This is a genomic window from Carnobacterium sp. FSL E2-0243, assembly GCF_038003605.1.
GTDB classification, from domain to species: Bacteria; Bacillota; Bacilli; order Lactobacillales; family Carnobacteriaceae; genus Carnobacterium; species Carnobacterium maltaromaticum.
The window spans coordinates 64,437-86,178 of sequence record NZ_JBBOPM010000003.1 but is presented as its reverse complement, the minus strand read 5'-3'; the positions used below and the strand labels follow the sequence as shown (position 1 = coordinate 86,178).

Below are 21,742 nucleotides of genomic sequence, written 5' to 3'. Positions count from 1 at the left end.
TTATTTTACTAGTATCTTATGGAGATTCTATGAATTTGTTTTTTTTTTGAATCTACACACAAAATCCATATTTCTTTGATAAATTATTTAAAAGAAGCACTTTCATATTTTCACTACACTGTAAAAGAGAAAAATAGTTTTTATCTGTTAAATTATTTTTAGTTTTTACAAAACTCGGAAGTGTGTCAATTTAATTTTAAGGAGGCTAATTAAGTGGAACCACTTAATCGTATTTTTATTTCCATAGGACCAATTACAATTTATTGGTATGCAATTTTCATGATTTCTGGGGCTTTTTTAGGATATTTACTAGTTGCAAAACAAGCTGAAAAAGAAGACATTAACGATGATACTATTCTTGATTTATTGCTGATTGCTTTTCCAATAGCTATCCTGAGTGCTCGAACCTATTATGTTCTATTTGAATGGTCAGATTATTCAACTAATTTTTGGGATGTTTTCAAAATCTGGGAAGGTGGCTTAGCAATTCATGGAGGGTTAATTGGCGCTATAATAACAGGGTACTTTTTTTCAAAAAAAAGAAATATTCCTTTTTTTAAACTTGCAGATTTAGTAGCACCTGGAATACTAGTCGGTCAAATAGTTGGCCGTTGGGGAAATTTTATGAATCAAGAAGCTTTTGGTGGTATCGTACCAAGAACATTTTTGGAAAGTTTAAATCTTCCTAATTTCATAATCAATCAAATGTACATTGACGGTGCATATCATCATCCCACATTTTTATATGAATCGCTTTGGAATAGTTTGATCTTAATAATTTTGTTGCTTGTTAGAAATAAAAAACATTTCCAAGGTCAACTCTTTTTCATGTATCTAATGGGCTATTCTATTGGCAGATTTTTTATCGAAGGATTACGTACAGATAGCTTAATGCTTACTTCAACTATTCGAATGGCTCAATTCATTTCTGTGATCTTAATCATTTTATCTACCGTAGCAATGATTGGACTTGCAAGAAAAGAAAAAAAAAGCACCTTATTGGAGTAGGGAAATTTATTATTTAAACAGAATATAAAAACAGATAAAGCAATTAAATGGCTTTATTGAAATACAAACTTTTAAGGAGGAATTTATATGAATTTAATTGTCTCTATTTTACCGTTTTTACTACTATTAATTTGTCCAATTATGATGTTTTTTATGCATGGGAAACATGGTCACAGTTCATCCCATGACCACTCTAATCATAACGGGATTTCAAAATCTGATTTTGAAGCATTAAAAGAGCAAAATGAAAAAATGAATTCTGAGTTAACGTTATTAAAACAAAAAATTAAATGAAATTAAGAACGGAGGATTTTTATGCAATGGCTTTTACTGTTAGTGTGTCCAATTATGATGATTTTTATGATGTCTGGAATGACACATGGAGGAAAAAATAAAGATAATGTTTCTAAAGATGAATTTGATCAGCTTAAACAGCATAATGAAAAATTAAGCGAAGAATTACAAAAAATTAAATCTAAATTAAATTAATTGTTTCTAGGAGGTTCATTTTGAAAAAAATTTTAAAAACTATTATCATTGGTTCTGTTTCTTTATCCTCTTTATTTTACAGTCAAGTTTCATTTGCAGTAAATTATGAGGAAGAAATTAGCAAAAGCACAACAGAAATTAATTCTATAAAAAGTGAAATTGAAAATGAGAAAGTTGCCTTGGGGCAATTACTTACTGAAATCGAAAAAAAAGAAGACGAAAGTAACCAACTAGTAGAGAAAATAAAACTTATTCAAATTGAAATGAATACTTTAAAAATAAGCAACGATGATTTACAAGATAAAATTACTCAAAGAACTGAAAAATTAAATTCCCAACTCCAAACGATTCAAATTGAAGGTAATGCTTCGACTTATACAAATTTCATTTTGAATTCAGAATCATTTACTGACTTTATTGGACGAATAGAAGTATCTTCAAAACTAATTTCTGCGAATAAAGAAATTGTACTGCAACAAAAAGAAGATAAAGAAAAAATTGTGTTACAAGAAAATAAAACAAGCGCGAATCAAAAAAATCAAAAAAAATTAATTTCTGAATTGCAAGAAGTACAAGTTAAATTAGAAAATCAAAAAAATTTAAAAGAAGCTAAGATACTCACTTTAGCACAACAACAAGCTACCGCAGAAGATGACAAAATTATTCTTATTTCTAATCAAGAAAATAAAAAAATTCAACTAGAAGCTGACGCTAATAAACCTGTAATAGCTAAGACTAGTGTTGATTTGACGAATATGGCTTCTGCTAGTGAGACTCTGGAACCTCCAGCACCTTCACTAACTGTTGGAAGCTCTGGTTATATCTATCCACTACAGGCACCTATTTCTTCACCTTTTGGTGCTAGAGAAGGCTTAGATGCAAATGGATTTCATAAAGGTGTGGATTTTAGTGCTCCTGAAGGAACGCCTATTGCTGCATCTATGGCTGGTGAGGTTGTTGTTGCTCAGAATGATGGTATGCCTGTTTCTGGTTATGGAATTGCAACTATTATTAAGCACAGCAATGGCATGTATTCTCTGTATGGTCACCAATCTGAACTACTTGTTTCTGTTGGAGATAGTGTTCAACAAGGACAAATCATTGGAAAAGTCGGGAACACTGGAATTTCTTTTGGGGCTCATTTACATTTTGAAATTCGAACCTCTTTATATGGGGGAATGGGAAATGTGCTTGATCCTATGAATTTCTTAAATTAAAATACAGCTATGTTCGATTGTTCCTGGTTCCTATAAATGATTAGGTTAAAAGATAAATTTCTTGACAAAAATCGTTTACAGTTGTAGACTTTGTTTATCAAATGCAACTATAACAATACTGGAGGTAATTAATATGGGGGATAAAACAAATCATAGCCACATGAATCATAGCGAGATGAAACATGGAACAGGAACTATGGATCATTCAATGCACATGGGGAATTTAAAACAAAAATTTTTTGTTTCTTTATTTTTAGCTATTCCAATTATCTTATTTTCACCAATGATGGGGGGGAAACTTCCTTTTCAAATTAAGTTCAATGGTTCTGAATGGGTCGTTCTTATTTTAGCCTCTATTCTTTACTTCTATGGGGGAATGCCTTTTTTAAAAGGGGCTAAAATGGAGCTTGAAGCTAAAAGCCCAGCAATGATGACCTTAATTTCATTAGGTATTTCAGTGGCTTACATTTATAGCGTGTATGCTTTTATTGCAAATAATATTTTAACAAATAAAGTTCATGTAATGGATTTTTTTTGGGAACTAGCAACGTTGATTCTTATCATGTTACTTGGGCATTGGATTGAAATGAATGCTATAAGCAACGCTGGAAATGCATTACAAAAAATGGCAGAATTATTACCAGGGACAGCAAGCGTGCTTGATGCCACTGGAAATACAAAAGAAGTTGCTTTACAAGATGTCAATGTTGGAGATAAAGTGATGGTAAAAGCTGGTGAGAAAATCCCAACTGACGGAGTACTCATTTCTGGAAAAACAACCGTCAATGAATCAATGGTAACTGGTGAAGCAAAAGACGTTACCAAAAATATAAATGACAAAGTTATTGGTGGTTCAGTGAATGGTTCTGGAACAATTACTATAAAAGTTACCGGAACAGGTGAATCAGGATATTTATCTCAAGTAATGGCTTTAGTAAGTAGTGCGCAACAAGAAAAATCAAGTGTCGAATCGCTATCTGATAAGGTAGCCAAACTCCTATTTTACGTTGCTTTAATTGTTGGGATTTTATCTTTTACAACCTGGATACTCCTAACTGGTGATGTGAATATTGCTTTAGAGCGAATGGTTACTGTCCTGATTATTGCATGTCCACATGCACTTGGACTGGCTATTCCATTAGTAACAGCACGTTCCACCTCGCTTGGAGCTCAAAATGGATTACTAATTAAGAATAGACAAGCCTTAGAAGTAGCTAAAAAGGTTGATGTTATTATGATGGACAAAACAGGCACTCTTACTGAAGGTAACTTTTCAGTATCTACTTATAAATCATTTTCAGATGACTATACGGATACTGAAATTCTTGAATATATGGGTTCTTTAGAAAAAAACTCGAGTCATCCACTTTCAATTGGTGTTTTGAAAAAACTTAAAGAACTAAACTTAAATACACCCCTGGCTACCGACATTACAACAATTGCAGGTACAGGAATTGAAGGAACAATTTTAACTAAAGATGTCAAAATTGTAAGTGTTGCTTATTTAAATAGACATGCCCTAGATTATGATAAAAAACTCTTTTCCGACCTTTCGAGTAAAGGAAACTCTGTTAGTTTTCTTTTAGTTGAAAATAAGAATGTTGGGATAGTTGCGCAGGGTGATCAAATTAAACCAGAAGCTAAATCTATGATTGAAGCATTAAAAAAACAAGGTATTAAACCAGTGATGTTAACTGGAGATAATAGACAAGCGGCAGCTGTGGTTGCTAATCATTTAGGCATCGAGGATGTCCATGCGGAACTCCTTCCGGAAGACAAAGAAAAAATCGTCAGAGAATATAAAAATAAAGGTCTAATCGTCATGATGGTCGGGGATGGTGTTAATGATGCTCCTAGTTTAGTAAGAGCAGATATTGGCGTAGCTATTGGTGCTGGAACAGATGTAGCTATTGATTCTGCAGATGTGATTCTTGTAAAAAGTAACCCATCTGACATTCTCCATTTTTTAACCCTTGCAAAAAATACTTCAAGAAAAATGATACAAAACTTATGGTGGGGATCAGGTTATAACATTGTTGCAATACCTTTAGCTGCCGGGGTACTTTCCTTCGCAGGTATCATTCTTAGTCCGGCAATTGGTGCTATATTCATGTCGTTTAGCACAGTCATTGTAGCAATAAATGCTATGTTATTAAAGATAAAATAGTATATAATAATAAAGTCTTTTTAAGTAGAATTTTATATTGAAAGGAATGAATATGAACGAAAAATTTACAAAAACTTATAAGCTTAGGCAGTCTGGCAACAGTTCAATTTCAACAATACCTTTAAAAGTAAAGCAATTAATTAATGTTGAAAATGGAGATGAAATTGAATTTATAATAGTAGGTAAGCAAGTTCTCCTACAAAAAGCCAGGTCAGTCATTGACAAATATAATGATACGTCCATTCAAAATGTGGCGAATCAATATAATTCTAAAAGTGAGAAATAAATAACTATAAACTTAAAAGTAAACAAAAAAAACAGGTAATATATTTAATTTTTTCAAAGGACAGTATCAACCGCTAACTCTTTACACTGTTGCTTGAAAAATTGCTATATTATTCTTAGTTTAATTGCAAAAATAGTAGTGAGATAGACAGTTTTAGATGTTGCGTAGTTAAAGATAGTATCATTTGTTTTAAATGCATTGCTTTATGGTCATAAATTTAAGGAGCTAGAAAATCATTGTACTCCTATCAAAGATTCAATGCATTTAGATTATCCCACAAAAAAGAGGTCCCATGAATCATGGAGACCTCTTTTTTCAATTTAGTTAGTTTTTAATTCAGACTCAGTTACCCACATATGATTTTTAACCATTCCACTACCATCGGTTGCTTCATAATCAACGACATAGACAGTTCCCGTTATTGCTTCATCAACAGTTGCTTCAGCCCCCATCATGCCGACAGTATGATTTGCTTCTAAAATAACTGAATCTCCAATTTTCGCTACATTTTTTTTATCTTTCAATTCTTCTTGTACTACCCATTTATGATTTTTAACCGTTGCCCCACCATTCGTTGGATCAAAAGTGATTTCATAAATGGTCGTATCGTATGCAGCTGTAACTGTTGCTTTTGGATATATACTAATAAAGTAGACAGTATTTTTAATGGTATACTGTTTATAAGTAGACACTAAAACGAAAGGAATGATTCAAATGTCCAATTACAAAAAATATGATGAAGAATTTAAGAAAAGCCTTGTTAATCTTTACCATGGAGGTAAAACACAAACTTCGTTGTGTAAAGACTATGGCGTTTCCTTTACAGCGTTATCCCGCTGGGTAAAACAATATTCTGAAGTTCAAATTGAAGATGGTTCTATCCTTACTGCTAAACAGATTAAAGACTTACAGAAGAAAAATGCTTTATTAGAAGAGGAAAACCTCATCTTAAAAAAAGCGATTGCCATCTTCACGCCACACTCAAACAACGATTAGATGCGGTTCATTTATTACGTTTTGATCATTCTATTGTGCGCCTTTGTAGAGTCTTAAACGTAAATAGAAGTACCTATTATAAACACTTTGACCCAACTCCTGCTCCTAGAACTGTTGAAAATCAACAGCTTCGACAAACCATTTTTTCTATCTATATGGATTCTAAAAAACGATTAGGTGCTGCGAAAATAAAAGTTGTTCTTGAGCGTGATTTTGGAATTTTCATTAGTGTTGGGCGAGTGTACCGATTAATGAAATCAATGGATTTGCCAAAAATGTCTACAGCTAAGCCGAAATTTTTATATGCGAAACCAAAGGTTTCTTTAGCTTACTCAAATCACTTAAACCAACAATTCAATCCGACTGAACCGAATCGAGTTTGGACGAGCGATATTTCTTACATTCCTGTTAATAAAGGGTTTGTTTATCTCTGTGTCATTTTAGATTTATTTTCCAGGAAAATTATAGGATGGCGCGTTCGTCCAACTATGGAAGCTTCTTTAGTCCTTGAGACACTTGAAACAGCTGTGTATCAAAGAAATCCCAAAGAGCCTGTTCTATTCCATACAGATCGTGGAAGCCAATACTGTGCGACTAGTGTTCGTCAATTTTTAGACACACATAACCTCGTTCCATCTTATTCCAAAGCAGCTTACCCATGGGATAATGCCGTAAACGAGTCTTTTTTTAAATATATGAAAAAAGAAGAACTGAACCGCAGAACATTTAGAACAATCCAAGAAGTTGAACAATCTTCATTTGAATATATAGAGGGTTTTTACAATTCAAAACGCCCCCATTCAGCAAACAATATGATGACCCCGAATGAAAAAGAAAAAATCTATTTTGGGTCTATCTAAATTGTATCTATTTTTGTGTCTACTTTATTGACATCTGTCCATATTTGCCAAATTGTTTATCCTCATTTACATATTTGTAGTAACAGTAAAGAACAACTTGTGCGAACAATAGTGCAGTTAGTACTTGGTAATATTTTTCTAATCCTGACATTTTATAACCTCCGATAATTATCAAGGGGAGGTTTGCCCTCCCCCATTATTTAACTTTTAATTCATTACTTTATCAGCTTCTCTAATCGTAAATATTGTTTCAGTTGAAGTATCTGATTCATAAACGAAGAATGAATCACCATCAATTCTTGACGAATAGTCATGAGAAGCTTTATAACATCTTTCGACTTCTTTTTTACTTTCATCCATGCAAAACTGGATTGCTTTTAATTTATCGTCAAATTTATATATTTCAGCTTCATTTATGTCTTCATTAATTCCATCTATCACTCGACTTTTTAGGACTAAATATTCTTCATCAACACTCGCTTCTGTCCAACTAATATTTTTCTTATCAGGATATAGGTTAAGTTTGTCAACTTCATCTAAAATCTCACTAATTTGGTCAAAAGGGATTCGTGCATCATCAATTGCTACTCGGTGAGGATTCGTTCTTTCTAATCCTTCATAGTATTCAGGAGGAATTTGTTCGAACTGTTCTTCGATTTGATTTTTGAATTTTCTCAATCCAATAATTGTTCCATATGTTAATGCAGATAATCTGTTTACTTCATAATCCATATTTTTCAATTGTGAGACACCTCAGTTCTCTTGTTGTCAGCTTTCTCGATTTTTTCATGAATCAATGTTGCTACCACGAAAACTAGTAAGCAGGCACTTCCAAATACAATCCCTAACATCATGTAAATCAACCTCTCTTTGTTGTTTTATTTAGAGTAAAGAAATGGTATACTTAACGAAATCAATTACTTGATTTGTTGTTGACACGAGAAGTTCGCGCTTCTTGTGTCTTTCTTTATCACTAAATAAAGTATATCATATACTGTATACTTTGTCTACTATTATATACACTTTATCCAATATATATTTAACTTTAATTTATATCGTTTACACTTTAGTTTCTATCGTGTATACTAGAGAAAAGGAGGTTTTAAAGTTGCTACAAATTCATGATATTATCGATAACGAAGGACTTACAACTGACGAAAAAATAACCGCTATAGAAGCCTTTCTGAAAGAGGACTTAATAAATGTTAAGGAAGCTTTGGAAATACTAGACGTGACTCGTACAACAGCAAACAGATACATCGAGGACGGAAGTCTTAAGCTACTTGTAGACAAGGGACAATTTAAAGTCCTAAGTAAAATAGAGGTTACTAATTTCAAGCCAACAGTTGACGCTACAAAAGAATTTTTTAAGAAAAAAGCACCCAAATAAAAAACACGATTCTATCGCATACAAGCGAAAAGCAATCGTGTTTTTTGTTTAACTATTTTTAAATGGGTACGAATATAGACCGAATCTATGTTATACTTTTTAAGTCACCTATCTCACGAGGGACTAGTCCAAATGTGAGGAGGTGTGTATGTTTGGAAATTTTTGTTGTAGCATTTGTCTTACCGCTCACTGTAGCAATATTAGCTGAGTTATTCGGTTACTGGCTTAACCGTAAAGACAAGTAAATAGGTGACGAGTCACACCACTGTCTTATAGACAAAAAAAACCCCAATATCCTGACCGATATTGGGGTTTTGGTGTGTAGCTTGGAATTTTTGTCAACTTAATTCTACCATTTCCTATTTATTTTTTCAAGTTATTAAACTATAACTCAAATAAATAGCTGTAAAAAGAGCAATTTGACATTCTTTATATACCATTTCCAAAAAACATAGCCAGTTGTTCAGCAGAATTTTTTACAATATTATATTCTTTCTCAAACTCTTTTCCGATAGTTAGAAGCTCAGATTTACTTTTAAGTGAAGTAACCTCGATTCTCAATTCATCATCAGGAAGTTTTTTTATTGTAATCTCAAATTCATTGTTTCGGAACATATAGATTTTTTCACCAGTTTTAATTAGATATATTCTTTCATTTAAATCTGCAATTGTTCCTCTAAAGGGTACCTTTTTTTTATCGAAATTTTTAGTATTAAATATTTCAAATCCACTATCTTCAAGTGTCATATCAAGTATGTCTCTCCATGTTGCAATTGGATTGACCTCTTCTAAATCATCACTGTTGTCACTTGAATTTCCAAATTCATTTATCAAGATATTTCCCTCCTTTTCAAATAAACCAACCTATTTCTTATCTTTTAAAAAGGAAGGTCATCATCACTTATATTTATTGGATGTCCATTATCAAATTGATCGTGACTTGATTGGTAATTACTTGAACTATTTTGTGGATGCGGTGAATTTTGTTTGTTGGTTGCTTGATTTACTTCAGCGCTAGAATTTGATTTATTTTGTCTTTGTTCATTTATTTGTTTAGACTCCAGCAAAGAGAAAGTATCTATGATTACTTCTGTAACGAAAACCTTTTGCCCTTGTTGGTTGTCGTAATTACGAGACTGAATACGACCTTCTACTCCAATTAAACTCCCTTTACGAGTAAAATTAGCAAGTGTCTCACCAGTTTTTCTCCAAGCAACACAATTGATAAAATCAGCTTCTCTTTCACCTTGTTGATTAGTATATTGTCTATTCACTGCTACTGTAAAAGAAGCCACAGCTGTACCGCTTGATGTATAACGTAAATCCGCATCTTTTGTTAAACGACCGACTAACACGACTCTATTAATCATTCATCATCACCTTCTTTGAGGAAAAGACGTTTTTTATTAGACTAGCTAGCTTCGTGATTATATTACGTATCACAGCGTAGAAAATTAACCCAATGGCGATTAATGCTATGAATTTACCTAAGAATAGTACGACTGGTAGACCCACGACAACCCATAAAAGTAAAAATGGACTTATTTTAACGCTAGCGTATACGACAACCAAGCCAATTAAAAAGAATACACTACCCCAAAATATTTTCTCTGTAGTATCTCCTTCTTGAAATAATACACCTAATCCATTAAATAGCTTTCCTATTACTTTTACAACAAATTGCGCTATCTTCGCAGCTAAAAAGTCCCATGTGATAAAAAATTCCTCAATAACAGTAAATAATCCATTGATAATAAACATATTTGTTTCCTCCTCATTTTCCCGATTTTTGTTTATGACAAAAGTGAACCTTTATTTTTCTTTCTTTTCCTCATCCTCTAAAAACAATTCTCTTTTTTTTATTAAATCCTTTACTTCTTTTAGGTCATCTCTCGTTGCATATTCTCTTAAAAAACTTCTAGTAGCACTACGTTTGTTCCAATATTGTTTTTTTTCTTTGTTCTTTTGTTCGTACGCTTTATTTGCTTTTAATTTTGATTTTGCTGTCTTTGTAGTTTCCTTCATAAAAAACACTCCTAGTGTTACTATCTTTATAAATTTCATCTTACCATGATATCATGGTAAAAGCAACCCATAACAAGTTATGAAAGAAAAAACAATCCGCATAACACGAAGGATATGCGGCGGTACTTCTATCTTTCTCTACCGTATTCATAATCTGAGCCAAACTTTTGATTCGCTCCAGACAGATCTATTTGAACAACGGGTTGTTTCACTTCTTTATTGGTAATTTCTTGGACATCGTCTGTTTTATGACTTACTCCAGCTTCCATTTCTAAATCTAGTTCCCTTTGTTTAATCAATAAACCTAACAACTTCTCTTCATTTTTAAAAGGTTCTTTCAGCTGTTGTTCTGTATCAATTAATTGCTTTTCTAACCCATCGATACTTTGTTTAAGCTCATCTACTTTACCAGGTATTCGTTCTATTAAATTTTCTATTTTTCTAATACTGCCAATCTCAGTTCCAGTATAAATTGTAGCTTCGTATGTTGATTCGGCTGTTGCCGTCAACCTATAGCCATCCGTATATACAGCAGGTGACACAGCAAGTTTAAATCCTTTAAATTCACCAACATCTAATTCTTCAGCATCTATAGTTCGGACTCGTTTACAAAGTAAGTCTAAATGCTTAGCTGCATCCGCTCTTTTAGAATACTCCAATCCACCAATAATTATTTTAAAATCTTCGGACGTATCCATAGAAAGAAGAGTCGAATCTTTAGAAATCTTATCTATTAAGATTCGTTCATCATGGATCTGGCTTGGAATAACTTTTTCTACACGCTCTTGAAGCCTTAATTTATCATCTGCCCACCTTGATTTAATCAACTGTAAACGTGTAATTTCATTGTCTAATACCATTTTTTCTGCTAATAAAGGATTTCCTGTTGCAATTGCTTTTACGTCAGCAGCGTTCAATACAGTTTCATCAAGATCATCACAAGAACGAGAAATACTCTTTCCAGTCATAATTTGACTGATGTACCGGAGTTTTTGCTCTTGTATTTGCCATAAATAAGAATCAAATGTTGATTTAGTCACATACCGATAAACTTGTACCTCCTTATTTTCATTCCCTTGTCTGATAATTCTACCATCTCGTTGCGTAATATCAGAAGGCCTCCAGGGTACGTCTACATGGTGAACAGCTAAAAGTTTATCCTGAACGTTTGTCCCAGTTCCAACTTTACTTGTACTCCCTAATAAAATACGAATGTCACCCTTCCTCATTTTTTCAAACATAATATCTTTTTGTTTATCGTTTTTAGCATCATGAATAAAAGCAATTTCATGGGCTGGAATACCCTTCCCAATAAGTTGTCTTTTGATTTCATCATAAACATTAAAACTAGGTTTCGGTGTACCACTATCAGAAAAAATCATTTGAGTAGATTTATTATTCTTGCTTTCCAACCAAATAGTAAACACTTTATCACAACATCTTCCCAATTTTGAAAAAGGTTCGTTAGGTGCTGCTTCATCAATTAAACGTGGATCAATTGCCATTAGTTTTGCTTCATGAGTTATTTTCAGCATATTATCCTCATAAGGTTCTACTTGTCTATTACGAACAGCCTCAGACCGGTCTGCAAGCTCCTGCATCATTTCTAATTGATAGTCACTAGCTTCAGTTACAATGATCTGTGCTTTCCCTCCCTTAACTTCGGGAACCGGTAGTTTCAACATATCTGCAGTTTGGATATCCGCTACTAAATTAAAGGTAGACATCAACTCAGGTAAATTATGAAATTTGGCAAATCTGTTCTTCATTTGATAGCTGTCTCCAGCTGGGGTTATCTCCAATGACGATTCAATAACTCCAAACGTTGACGCCCATGCATCAAAAGCACTTAGCCCCTGTTTTTCAAGAATATCCGGTTGTAAAAATCGTTGCATTGTATACATTTCACTCATTGAATTAGAGACAGGAGTTCCGGTTGCAAATACTACGCCGTTTCTATTGTTTTGTTCAAGCATATATTGGCATTTCATGTGCATATCACTCGCTCTTTGACTATGAGAGGTATTTACACCTGAAACGTTTTGAAGCTTCGTGTAGGTGTGTAAATTCTTGTATGTGTGAGCTTCATCAACAAAGAGAAAGTCGACACCTAGTTGTTCAAAAGTCAGCAATGAATCTTTATTTTTGGTCGAATTTAATGAACTTAATTTCTCCTTTAATTTCTTCTCAAAAGAAATCATTTTTTTCAAGGTCCATCGTTCCCCTTTTTCATTCTTCATACGTTCAATAGAAAATGAAATATCTTCTAGCTCTTTCTTAATTTTTTGGGTTTGATACTCTTGACTCATAGAAATTTTGTAGAATTGTGAATGGCCAATAATTACTGCATCATATGAGCCTGTCGCAATTTTAGATACAAATTTCTTACGATTCTGCATAGCAAAATCTTGTTTGGTTGTAACCAGTACATTTTTAGAAGGATAAAACCGCAACAATTCCTGTGCAAATTGATTCGTTAAATGATTCGGTACAACATAAAGTGGTTTTTTAATCAAGTTATTTTGTTTCAAAAGCATACCAGCTGCAAGCATAGAAGCTGTTTTACCTGCACCAACTTCATGGGCCATTAATGCTCTTCCACTATATAATATACGTGCGACAACATTTTTTTGGTGGTCTCTTAATTCAAAATCAGGATTCATTTCATCAAATTCTAAACGACTTCCATCATATACTCGTGGACGAGTTCGATTAAATTTTTCATTGTAAATGTGCATTAATTCAACTGTTCGGGTTCTATCAGAAAATAGCCAATTTTTAAAAGCTTCCTCAATTTCATCTTGTTTTTCACGAGCAATCATTGTTTCTTTTACATTTAATTTATGACGAATTGCATCGTTTCCTGAACTGTTAATATAGTGCTCTTGATCTCGAACTTCACTTTTTTTCAGATTTAAACTGTCTTCTAGGATCTTATAGGCACTTGCTCTTTTTGACCCATATTTACTTGTCACAATTACTGAAGAGAGTTCTTTGTTTTTATTTTGAATAAACCAAACCCCATTGTATTCATTAAATTCAATCGTAATTCCAGAAGTTTCATTTTGATTAAACCCTCTAGTATCAAAAGTCGAGTACATAAATTCTTTGTAATACTCCACCGGAATCCAAGTAGCACCAATTTTATAATCAATTTCACTTGATTTTAAATCTGTCGGAATCACTTTTTTTAATGCCTCCACGTTTTTTGTAAAAAGTTCCGGATAGTTTTCAACTTGAAATTTAGCTTCTTCTAACTTAGTTTTTACATCCCCTGTTAAATATTCATCATTAATTTCCCAACAATCAGCATCTAACTTCCCTGTAAATTTAACAGGATTAATAAATATTTCTTTATCCAGTTCGCTTAAAATCGTTTCTAAGGGCTTTGGATATAAACTTTGAATGTAATCCAAATCCACAACTGCTTTGCGTGACATGGATAAATAGAGTGCTTCTAAGGCTGTTTCTGTACGGTTTATTTGTTTAATTGGGCGTATCGTTGCTTTCTTAAAAATATCTGCTTTAGTATAGCTACCATCTTTCTCTTTGTTCTCAATTGATAACAGTAAAGGTAGTGTATCATCTTCTCTGAATGCTTTTTCATTCTGACTTGTATTTATCCAGCCAAATTTTTTCACAAAAGTATCATATTGATTTCCAAAAATTGTAAGCAATTCTTGAAATCTTTCCTCCGAGTAACCGAAATTTCGTTGAATCTCAATGACATCATCTAAAGCTTCTCTTACCTTAACCAAACCAACAATACTTTTTTTTAATGAATCGGATACATCTACTTTGGTTAATTGCTTGTTCTCATGAAAATATAGAACACCGTCTCGTTCAAAATAGGCAAAATTACGACTTGGTTCTTTTAAATCCCCTTCATTTTTTACAATTAAAGGCTCTTTTAGTCCTGGAGTATCTTTATTGCCCTCTTCAACAGCTTCTACAACCTTCCGTTTTCTTTTTTCATACGTACCTTCAATATTTCCTAAACCTTTCTCTAATAACGCAGAAAGGTCTTTATCTTTGAAAGGCTTAACAGTTAAAGACCAGCCACGATACAATTGAGGCTCCAGGTCTCCCAAAATTTGCTGAGGATTATCAATGAAATAATTATTATATGCTACAACTGGAATCTCCCCTTGAATCAATCGATCATCAAATGAAACTTTTTGCGGTTTTACCCACGTTGGATCTGTTTCACGTTTAACCGATTTTGGTAACTTTTTAAAAAGTAGAATATCAGCTACCACATTCGTTCCTGCTATTTTTTTAAAGGCATTATTCGGCAAACGTACCGCTCCTAATAAATCTACCTTTTGAGCAAACCTTGTTTTTTCAAGGCCTCCACTATCTAATGTTCCCCTTGAGGAAATAACCGCAATTATTCCACCTTCTCGAACCAAATTAATTGATTTTTGAATGAAATAATCGTGTATTCTATATTTTTTGGTAGAATTTTTACCACCAGCTGTTTCTTCAACATCAATATCAATTGTAAAATCATCAAATGGAACATTCCCTATTACTAAATCAAACGAATTCTCTTCAAAACTAGTTTCTTCAAATCCTTTAATCTGAATATCCGCATTTGGATGTAAGTGACTTGCGATTTTCCCGGTCAATAAATCCTTTTCAACTCCAAAGAGATCAGATTTATTTTTTAACGATTCTGGAATACTTGAGTAGAAATTTCCTGTTCCCATTCCAGGGTCCAGAATTTTTCCACCTTCAAAACCAAATCGTTCAACTGTTTTATACATTTGGTCAATTATCATTGGATCAGTATAGTAGGCTGTCAATACAGACTCTCTAGCACTTTCGTAATCTGACTCCGATAATAAACTTTTCAATTCTTTATATTCTTCCTCAAAATCAACTTCTCTTTTATCAAATACAACTGATAGTCCACCCCAACCAACATATTTGGCCAAGATTCGTTGTTCTTCTTTACTAGCTTGTGTTCCTTCTAATTCAAGACTTTTAACTAATTTAATAGCTGCAATATTATCTTTAATTTTGCCTCTAATGCTGCTTGAATAAAATGCCCCTTCAGGAAAAGCAAAATCTGAAATTTTTGGTTTATTTTCTTTACTATTTCCAACGGAAATCAGGTTCTTTTCATTTCTAATTTCTTCCTGTTTTACTATTTTGATATCTTCTTTTTCTTCTTTAACAACTAAATCTGCATCGATAACAGTTTCTTCATACTGAAAAAGATCCAGCTGGTCTATATCTGTTAGGTCTACTTGATTAACTTCTTTTGTTTCAGATTTTTTCTTAGATGTTAAGGAAATAGTTGACTGATTACTTGTTCCTCCACTATCATCTTGATTTTGTTTAAATGCCTTGTTCTTTCCATCCAACTCATTGTGTTCAATACTGGCTCTTTCTCCAACAATTCTTTCTCCAAGAGGTTGTGAAGTTCCCACGCTTTGTTCTCCTGGTAACTTCCGTAATTCATCAGTTGATTTCCAATTAGCAACAGTAAATACTCCCCTTGATTTGCTGTTTCTAACCACTCTAAAGCCATTTTCCCGTATTTCCCTAGCTGTAGGTGTTCTGTATTGTTTGGAATGATTGGATCTGATTGACCATTCTCGTTTGTGTTGTAAGTGTAATTTAGTTTCATTTACTTTCTTTGCCTCCAGTAAGTTTTTATTTTTAACAATCTTATCTGCTTCTCTAATTTTACCGAGTACTATTTGGTTTAATTCCAGAACATGCTTCATCACGCCTAAATAGTTAGTCGTTTTAACATATGAGCCTAATTGTTTTTCTAATAAATCAGTATTTGGTCTAAAACCTAGTTTGTTTAAAATCATAAATTTACTACTCTGAACCACAATGGCTTCATCTAAATTAGTCTCTTTTAAATCATCATTTGATAAAACAACAACAGATAATAATTGTTCGTCAAGAGATTCAAATGCTGCATTAAAATTCTTTTCAGAATCCTGAAATTGCATTTCTTGTAGTATCTGTTTAAAATGCTCTATTTCATAATTCCAATTAGGAAATGCGTACTCTTTCCCAACTGTTTGTTTAACATCAAAAAGGTAATTTTGTTTCAACGATCCATTCACAACTTTTGGAACTCTAATGGACGTGGTTCCACGTTTAGGTACTCGTTCAACTTTTTTCCATGTGTCAAAATCTGCCAAGAATGTTGCATCAGGATCTTGGCCATACGCAAATAGAATTGTTGCTAAATCATATTTGTATAATTGTGCTCCATACTTCATAAATTCAAGAATAGATTTTTCATCATTAAATATAGAATCCATGTAGGAATAATGTTGCTCATACCATTCTTTTTGTGCTTCATTTGTGTATTCAGGTTCCTTATAATAAGGACTCTGTTTTGCTTGTTCTAAAAAACCCATTCATTATTCGCCCCCATAAAATAAGAGACACAACAATTTATCTGTTGTGCCTCAATACTCTTTATTTTTCACACGACTTCTTGTCACAATAGCAATAATATTCTAAGTGATTCGTTCCATTTCCCTCACCCCCTTTCCGGATAAGATAGGTGATATAAAAATTTTTCATCAACGAGATAGTTCTGCATATTGTTTGACTTCTGCTTTCTTTTCTTGCTTTTTATACTTCTTAACATCTTCTTTATCAACCGCTTGAAAACCGTAAACTTTAATTAGTTTGGTCATTTCCTCTGCAGAATCTGCTTCAAAGTACCCCACTTGATTACTGTATTTGGTTATATTTGCTTTATATTTATTTGTCTCCTCATCTTTAGCTATTTCAACAACCTTTTTATCTTTATCAATAAAGGCACTCTCAAATAAGTCGGCTTCTATTTGATAAGCATGCTCTTGTTTCAATCTGTCATTCCAGTCTTTTTGTACCTCGTTAGTTACTTCAAAACCAATCTCTTTATACATTGTGTGATAGTACTCAACTTTGTCTGATATAAAAGATAAATTGTTTGTATCAACACCTTTACTTTTAAATAAACTTCGGAAGTCAAAATCACCATTAGATAGTTTAAATTGTTTTAGATCCATGACAACTTTTTCTGATTCTTCACGTACATCGATAGGCGTTGGTTCTACTTTTGGTTTTAAATTTTCACCGTAAAAACAATCAATCCCCCATTTATTCGTAAGGTCATTTGTTTCAAGAAAATTGGAAAGGGCCTTATGAACAGCTGCTACTGCAATCCAATCATTAGGTGATAACTCACCTTTTGAAACATCTTTATAAATTTCAACCAAGTGTCCTGGTATTTGATCATCAAAGGGAATTAGGCGATTGAATTTAAATTGATTTTCAAACATTCCATCAATGAATTTATGACCAGCCTTATCGTTATCTACTCCAAAAAACACACCTTCAGTTGCGCTTGTTCCTTTTGTTAAATACATTTGCTCAACAAAGTTAAACACTGATTGCTGCTTAAGACCGTCCATAGAAACTAACATACAATTAGTTAGATTTTTATTGAGTGACCAATAACTTAACATGTCCACCGGAGCTTCAAAGACAAAAATTTTCGTTGGCGTTCCTAAAGTAACATTGAACCCATAATTACTCATTACGTTACTGGCAACATACTTATTTACGTAGCCATTACGATCATTCTTTTCCCTTACTTTTGGATCTATTACCTGAACTGAGGCTCCAACAATTCGTGCATTGTTTCCCCAAACAAAAATACAACGCCCTTGTTTGTCTTGCTTGATTAATCCTTTTTTATGAAGAGCTGCTACTATATCTTTATCAATTTTTCGTTCATCAACAAGATAAGAATAGGCCTTATCAAATGATTTAGCATTTTCAAAATAATACTTAAATGGTTCTTTCGGTTTTTGTTCAACTACTTTAACTTCCTTCATTTCAGAATCAGTTAAATAATCAATGGCTTCTGGAAAACTCATATCTAAAAACGTCTGACAAAACTTTATTGAATTACCACCGACACCTTGAGAAAACCAATTAAATGAATTTGTATCTTTAAATATTTTCAAACTGTCATAGCCCACAACTTGATATTGTTTGCCCATATCTTTCAATTCGAATCCATTGTCACGACAAATTTGAACGATATCAGCCTTAGCTGCTTTATCAATTAGCTCATTACTAATTTTTCCTTTTACAACCATGAAATCCCTCCTTATTAAATATAAAAAAAGATCCAACAAATTTATTGTTGAATCTTCTTCTCTATGATCTATCCATGCCTTGCTGCTCTTTCAAATTCTTTAAATAAACTTGTTGGTTCTTAATGCTCTCAAAATCTTTTTTAAAAGCTTTTTTTAATTTGTTTAAGTCTGCTTTTTTTCCATGAGACTGTTTATTGTATTCAGGATTATTGATTTGACTTCCATTTACTTTCTCATCCCCTCGTCGACTTTCAACTTCGGATTGTAACCTCATTTCACCTAACAGAGAATTTCCAATTTTAGCAAAGAGTTCATCGTACTTGTTTGTTCTTCTTTTTTCAGCTTCAGCACTTTCTTTTGAACCTGCACCATATGCTTCTTGATAGAAAACAACATCACTATTAACCATCTCTTTAAACTCGTTAAATTCGTCTTTTAAGAACTCATTTACATACACAGCAACAAATTTATTAATATATGGTTTCACTTCACTCAATGCGTTCATATTGTATTTCCATTTTCGTTTATCATCAGGTAAGTCGTCATATATCCGATTGTATAAGCTATGAAGTTCTTTATTTGGAAGTTCTCTGTAGTCCTGTTGTTTGACACCCATTTTATTATGAATCAAAGCAGACAAACGTGTTAAATGTTCTGACCTATCTACCAAGACCCCCATTAACTTGCTTTTGAATTTTTTTAACGAATCATATTTTCTATGGCCAACTCTAGCGACGTATGGCTCCTTTGTTTTTTTATTGATAAAAGTTTTCTTTTCACGCGTTGGATTGGGTTCAACAATCGCAATGTGAACATGAATATTATCCGTATTGTAATGTACTGCAGCTGACCATACTGCTGAGTGTTTCATGTTCTCATTTTCAAGAATGCCACTCATGCCTTCACGTACTGCTCGTTTGATTAATTCTTCATTCAACCACCCTTCTTTGGATTTATATATCCCATTTTTTTCTAACCATCTATTGTCAAATGAAAGGACATCTTGCCACATAATAGATTCATTTTTCTGTGCTTTTTGGAATTGTTTTTTTAGTTCTCTTCTTTCATTTTTGTTTAACGAATCTTTGTTTTGAGTAAACAGCCCTGTAGACTTTTCTGGATTCTCCATGTAGTTGTTGTACCCATCTTTATCAATCATATTGAACTTATTAAAATTTTTTGTTCGAACCGCTTCGTCTCGATCTACATAGTCCACATAAGAAGAAAATTTCTTTCCACTACTGGACGTATACTTTGAAACGTGAACGATACCTGCCTTAATCATTTATGTTCAGTAACACGTCATCTGATTGTGCTGCCTGCTCGACTTTTCTTTTAGCTTTTTCGTCTCGTTCTAGTTTTCGTTTTCTTTGTTTATCAATGTCACGCTCAACCGTCGTTATTGCTTTTCGCATCGGATTCGTCATATGTTCTTCTGTCGACATGTAACCATCTTGATTATTGGAAAATAAATAACCATTCCATAGCTCCAAACCAATACGAGCATTTTTATCTGCATACCCTGCACGTAATTCTATGATACGCAGTTTCTTCTCTAAATTTTTGGTAATCATGTCCACAAATATTGTACGGTCCTCAGCAAGCGCCTTGTAAGTCTCATGCTCTTTGAAAATGAGTTCTAAGATTTCAAAAAGCGGTTTGTCCGGAAACTTTTCTTGGAATGGTTTAAGGTAGGCAAGACCATAATCTGATTCATGTTCTTCTCTAAATCTGACTTCTTTTCTTTTCACTTAGTACACCTCATTGATTGAATTGAATTTTTTTATTGCTTCTGTATTTGACTCGACGACTTGCAACGCAATTTTTACTAAATCTTCGTAATCATTTTTTACTCCCATGACTTCGGCTGATTCAACGTGATTCCGAATCAAATCTCGTAAGTAACCTTCTCGAGACTTCCTAGCTTTTTTCGCAAGATCATCTATGCCTGCAATCGTTTTTTGACTAACTTTTCTAATTTTTAGTTCTCCCATATACGTGAACTCCTAGCATCTATTTAGTAAAGTAACGCATGACTTAAAGCCGAGTTACAATTCTATTTCTTAGCTTGTGAAACAAGCAGAGAAATTGATTGTAAGAGCATAAGGCTAATCTGCCCCCTAAATAAGGGGGAAACCGCAGTGCGGTTTGATTAGAGAAGGGGACAAAAAAGATTGTGAAACCAGTCAAAAGACTGTTTCAACTGGTGTATATACACAACTTTATTCATTATTTTATTCATATATTCACCTAAACTAGTCTTTAAACCAGTTCCTTTTTTCCTTATATACACTCAAACCAGTCCAATAGCCGAAAGGCTATTTTACTTTTCCTTCGACTTCAGTCATCCTTACTTTTACTTTTCCAATCTTTATATCTAAATCAATCTGTTCTTTTTTATGCTCTTCAATCTCATTTTCCAATGCAACAATTTGTGATTCATTAGAAGTAATTTGATTTTTTGTGCTTTCAGTTTCTTTATCTGTTTCAATACTCTTTCCAGCTTCTAAATTGCGTATTAGCTCTTCTAATTTTTTTATTTTAGATTGTTTGTTTTCGATTGTTTTGTTTAACGCCTTTATTTTTTTTAGGCTATTTTTTTCAACAAAGTGAAGGAATTCCATTTCATAATAGGGTTGATTATGCTTCCTGTAAACTTGTTCCCTTTCTATTTTTTCACTAGCAAAATAGAATTTTTCTGCTCCACTAAATTCCTCTTTGGCCTGTTGTTTTGACATTATTTCAATCACTACGTTCTTCCATTTCTTATCGAGTCCAGATACAAAAACAACGTAATATTCTTCATTTACCTTTAACATTTCAACTGGATATCCTTTAGAATCGGTACGACTTTTTTTAACTACTGCTGTTAAATCCTCTAAACTTTGAGTTGAATTTGTTTCAATTAAAAATGAAAATACTAACAAATTTGTATCCTCAAAAAAAGCACGATTGGTAATCTCAATGTTCCTCCCATTTTGATTACTAACACTTCCAATAGGAAAATCTTTTATTATTTGTGGCTCTTTAAATACCCATCTACTTGATAGGAAAAACGCAAAAACTAAAACGATTATCCCTACCGTTCGCTTATATTTTTTTCCTGCATGACTATGCAATTTAACAGATGAACCCATTTCTATTCACCAACATTTCTATTATTTTATACGTT

20 protein-coding genes and 1 pseudogene are annotated in these 21,742 nt (G+C 33.0%); 8 read left to right on the top strand and 13 right to left on the bottom strand.

Features of this window, described 5'->3' with window-relative positions; translation table 11 throughout:
- Positions 1-213 precede the first annotated feature (213 nt).
- From lgt to MHI00_RS17520, 6 genes are all read left to right on the top strand, one after another.
- Positions 214-1,008, top strand: a complete 795-nt coding sequence (lgt, locus tag MHI00_RS17545; RefSeq protein ID WP_016356528.1) for a prolipoprotein diacylglyceryl transferase — start codon at positions 214-216, stop codon at positions 1,006-1,008.
- 87 nt (positions 1,009-1,095) lie between these two features.
- Positions 1,096-1,302 (top strand): DUF2933 domain-containing protein, encoded by a 207-nt coding sequence (locus tag MHI00_RS17540; RefSeq protein ID WP_015076894.1) that lies wholly within the window; start codon positions 1,096-1,098, stop codon positions 1,300-1,302.
- Positions 1,303-1,323: 21 nt separating this feature from the next.
- Positions 1,324-1,497, top strand: coding sequence for a DUF2933 domain-containing protein (locus MHI00_RS17535; RefSeq protein ID WP_015076895.1), 174 nt, complete (start codon positions 1,324-1,326; stop codon positions 1,495-1,497).
- A 20-nt stretch (positions 1,498-1,517) separates the two neighbouring features.
- Positions 1,518-2,714, top strand: a complete 1,197-nt coding sequence (locus MHI00_RS17530; RefSeq protein WP_187959144.1) for a murein hydrolase activator EnvC family protein — start codon at positions 1,518-1,520, stop codon at positions 2,712-2,714.
- Positions 2,715-2,847: 133 nt separating this feature from the next.
- On the top strand, positions 2,848-4,881 hold the full coding sequence (locus tag MHI00_RS17525; protein ID WP_035063719.1) for a heavy metal translocating P-type ATPase: 2,034 nt from the start codon (positions 2,848-2,850) through the stop codon (positions 4,879-4,881).
- 52 nt (positions 4,882-4,933) lie between these two features.
- A complete protein-coding gene (locus MHI00_RS17520; RefSeq protein ID WP_035063718.1) occupies positions 4,934-5,167 on the top strand; it encodes an AbrB/MazE/SpoVT family DNA-binding domain-containing protein in 234 nt (77 codons plus the stop codon).
- 320 nt (positions 5,168-5,487) lie between these two features.
- Here MHI00_RS17520 and MHI00_RS17515 read toward each other — a convergent pair.
- A pseudogene (locus tag MHI00_RS17515) lies at positions 5,488-5,796 on the bottom strand (DUF1541 domain-containing protein); the annotation flags it as partial.
- Between the two features lie 85 nt (positions 5,797-5,881).
- Between MHI00_RS17515 and MHI00_RS17510 the strand changes: the two are divergent.
- Positions 5,882-7,023 (top strand): IS3 family transposase gene (locus MHI00_RS17510; protein WP_238338722.1). Its coding sequence is split into 2 segments (ribosomal slippage): positions 5,882-6,128 and positions 6,128-7,023, totalling 1,143 coding nucleotides; the frame shifts between segments, so codons are not numbered across the junction.
- Between the two features lie 19 nt (positions 7,024-7,042).
- Here the strand turns inward: MHI00_RS17510 and MHI00_RS17505 are convergent.
- Together MHI00_RS17505 and MHI00_RS17500 are read right to left on the bottom strand one after the other, a co-directional pair.
- Positions 7,043-7,174 (bottom strand): hypothetical protein, encoded by a 132-nt coding sequence (locus tag MHI00_RS17505; protein ID WP_341115585.1) that lies wholly within the window; start codon positions 7,172-7,174, stop codon positions 7,043-7,045.
- A 56-nt stretch (positions 7,175-7,230) separates the two neighbouring features.
- Positions 7,231-7,764 (bottom strand): hypothetical protein, encoded by a 534-nt coding sequence (locus tag MHI00_RS17500; RefSeq protein ID WP_341115583.1) that lies wholly within the window; start codon positions 7,762-7,764, stop codon positions 7,231-7,233.
- Between the two features lie 367 nt (positions 7,765-8,131).
- Between MHI00_RS17500 and MHI00_RS17495 the strand changes: the two genes are divergently transcribed.
- Positions 8,132-8,413 (top strand): hypothetical protein, encoded by a 282-nt coding sequence (locus MHI00_RS17495; protein ID WP_229252493.1) that lies wholly within the window; start codon positions 8,132-8,134, stop codon positions 8,411-8,413.
- A 429-nt stretch (positions 8,414-8,842) separates the two neighbouring features.
- On the opposite strand, the gene MHI00_RS17490 is transcribed toward MHI00_RS17495, so the two are convergent.
- From MHI00_RS17490 to MHI00_RS17445, 10 genes are all read right to left on the bottom strand, one after another.
- Entirely contained in the window at positions 8,843-9,247 is a 405-nt protein-coding gene (locus MHI00_RS17490) for a hypothetical protein (RefSeq protein WP_341115581.1), read from the bottom strand.
- 44 nt (positions 9,248-9,291) lie between these two features.
- Positions 9,292-9,783, bottom strand: coding sequence for a single-stranded DNA-binding protein (gene ssb, locus MHI00_RS17485; protein ID WP_341115580.1), 492 nt, complete (start codon positions 9,781-9,783; stop codon positions 9,292-9,294).
- Positions 9,776-10,174, bottom strand: a complete 399-nt coding sequence (locus tag MHI00_RS17480; RefSeq protein ID WP_341115579.1) for a hypothetical protein — start codon at positions 10,172-10,174, stop codon at positions 9,776-9,778. Before MHI00_RS17480 ends, ssb begins: the two co-directional genes overlap by 8 nt.
- Positions 10,175-10,225: 51 nt before the next feature.
- Positions 10,226-10,438 carry a hypothetical protein gene (locus MHI00_RS17475; protein ID WP_341115577.1) on the bottom strand — a complete coding sequence of 71 codons (213 nt, stop codon included), beginning with the start codon at positions 10,436-10,438 and terminating at the stop codon, positions 10,226-10,228.
- A gap of 128 nt (positions 10,439-10,566) precedes the next feature.
- A complete protein-coding gene (locus MHI00_RS17470; RefSeq protein ID WP_341115575.1) occupies positions 10,567-16,830 on the bottom strand; it encodes an SNF2-related protein in 6,264 nt (2,087 codons plus the stop codon).
- Positions 16,831-16,998: 168 nt separating this feature from the next.
- Positions 16,999-18,570 (bottom strand): DUF3991 domain-containing protein, encoded by a 1,572-nt coding sequence (locus MHI00_RS17465; RefSeq protein ID WP_341115574.1) that lies wholly within the window; start codon positions 18,568-18,570, stop codon positions 16,999-17,001.
- A gap of 61 nt (positions 18,571-18,631) precedes the next feature.
- A complete protein-coding gene (gene mobP2 / locus MHI00_RS17460; RefSeq protein WP_341115572.1) occupies positions 18,632-19,855 on the bottom strand; it encodes a MobP2 family relaxase in 1,224 nt (407 codons plus the stop codon).
- Positions 19,848-20,321: a hypothetical protein gene (locus MHI00_RS17455; RefSeq protein ID WP_341115570.1), complete on the bottom strand. Its 474-nt coding sequence runs from the start codon at positions 20,319-20,321 to the stop codon at positions 19,848-19,850. The genes mobP2 and MHI00_RS17455 overlap by 8 nt, the downstream gene beginning before the upstream one ends.
- Positions 20,322-20,564, bottom strand: coding sequence for an antitoxin (locus MHI00_RS17450; protein ID WP_229252484.1), 243 nt, complete (start codon positions 20,562-20,564; stop codon positions 20,322-20,324). It abuts the gene before it with no gap.
- Positions 20,565-20,888: 324 nt separating this feature from the next.
- Positions 20,889-21,707 (bottom strand): hypothetical protein, encoded by an 819-nt coding sequence (locus MHI00_RS17445; RefSeq protein WP_229252483.1) that lies wholly within the window; start codon positions 21,705-21,707, stop codon positions 20,889-20,891.
- Positions 21,708-21,742 lie beyond the last annotated feature (35 nt).

Excerpts from the sequence above, each read along its gene's own strand:
- MHI00_RS17540 (WP_015076894.1), top strand. The coding sequence starts at position 1,096 with ATGAATTTAATTGTCTCTATTTTACCGTTTTTACTACTATTAATTTGT.
- MHI00_RS17535 (WP_015076895.1), top strand. The coding sequence starts at position 1,324 with ATGCAATGGCTTTTACTGTTAGTGTGTCCAATTATGATGATTTTTATG.
- MHI00_RS17525 (WP_035063719.1), top strand. The coding sequence starts at position 2,848 with ATGGGGGATAAAACAAATCATAGCCACATGAATCATAGCGAGATGAAA.
- MHI00_RS17520 (WP_035063718.1), top strand. The coding sequence starts at position 4,934 with ATGAACGAAAAATTTACAAAAACTTATAAGCTTAGGCAGTCTGGCAAC.
- MHI00_RS17505 (WP_341115585.1), bottom strand. The coding sequence starts at position 7,174 with ATGTCAGGATTAGAAAAATATTACCAAGTACTAACTGCACTATTGTTC.
- ssb (WP_341115580.1), bottom strand. The coding sequence starts at position 9,783 with ATGATTAATAGAGTCGTGTTAGTCGGTCGTTTAACAAAAGATGCGGAT.
- MHI00_RS17480 (WP_341115579.1), bottom strand. The coding sequence starts at position 10,174 with ATGTTTATTATCAATGGATTATTTACTGTTATTGAGGAATTTTTTATC.
- MHI00_RS17475 (WP_341115577.1), bottom strand. The coding sequence starts at position 10,438 with ATGAAGGAAACTACAAAGACAGCAAAATCAAAATTAAAAGCAAATAAA.
- MHI00_RS17470 (WP_341115575.1), bottom strand. The coding sequence starts at position 16,830 with ATGGGTTTTTTAGAACAAGCAAAACAGAGTCCTTATTATAAGGAACCT.
- MHI00_RS17465 (WP_341115574.1), bottom strand. The coding sequence starts at position 18,570 with ATGGTTGTAAAAGGAAAAATTAGTAATGAGCTAATTGATAAAGCAGCT.
- mobP2 (WP_341115572.1), bottom strand. The coding sequence starts at position 19,855 with ATGATTAAGGCAGGTATCGTTCACGTTTCAAAGTATACGTCCAGTAGT.
- MHI00_RS17450 (WP_229252484.1), bottom strand. The coding sequence starts at position 20,564 with ATGGGAGAACTAAAAATTAGAAAAGTTAGTCAAAAAACGATTGCAGGC.
- MHI00_RS17445 (WP_229252483.1), bottom strand. The coding sequence starts at position 21,707 with ATGGGTTCATCTGTTAAATTGCATAGTCATGCAGGAAAAAAATATAAG.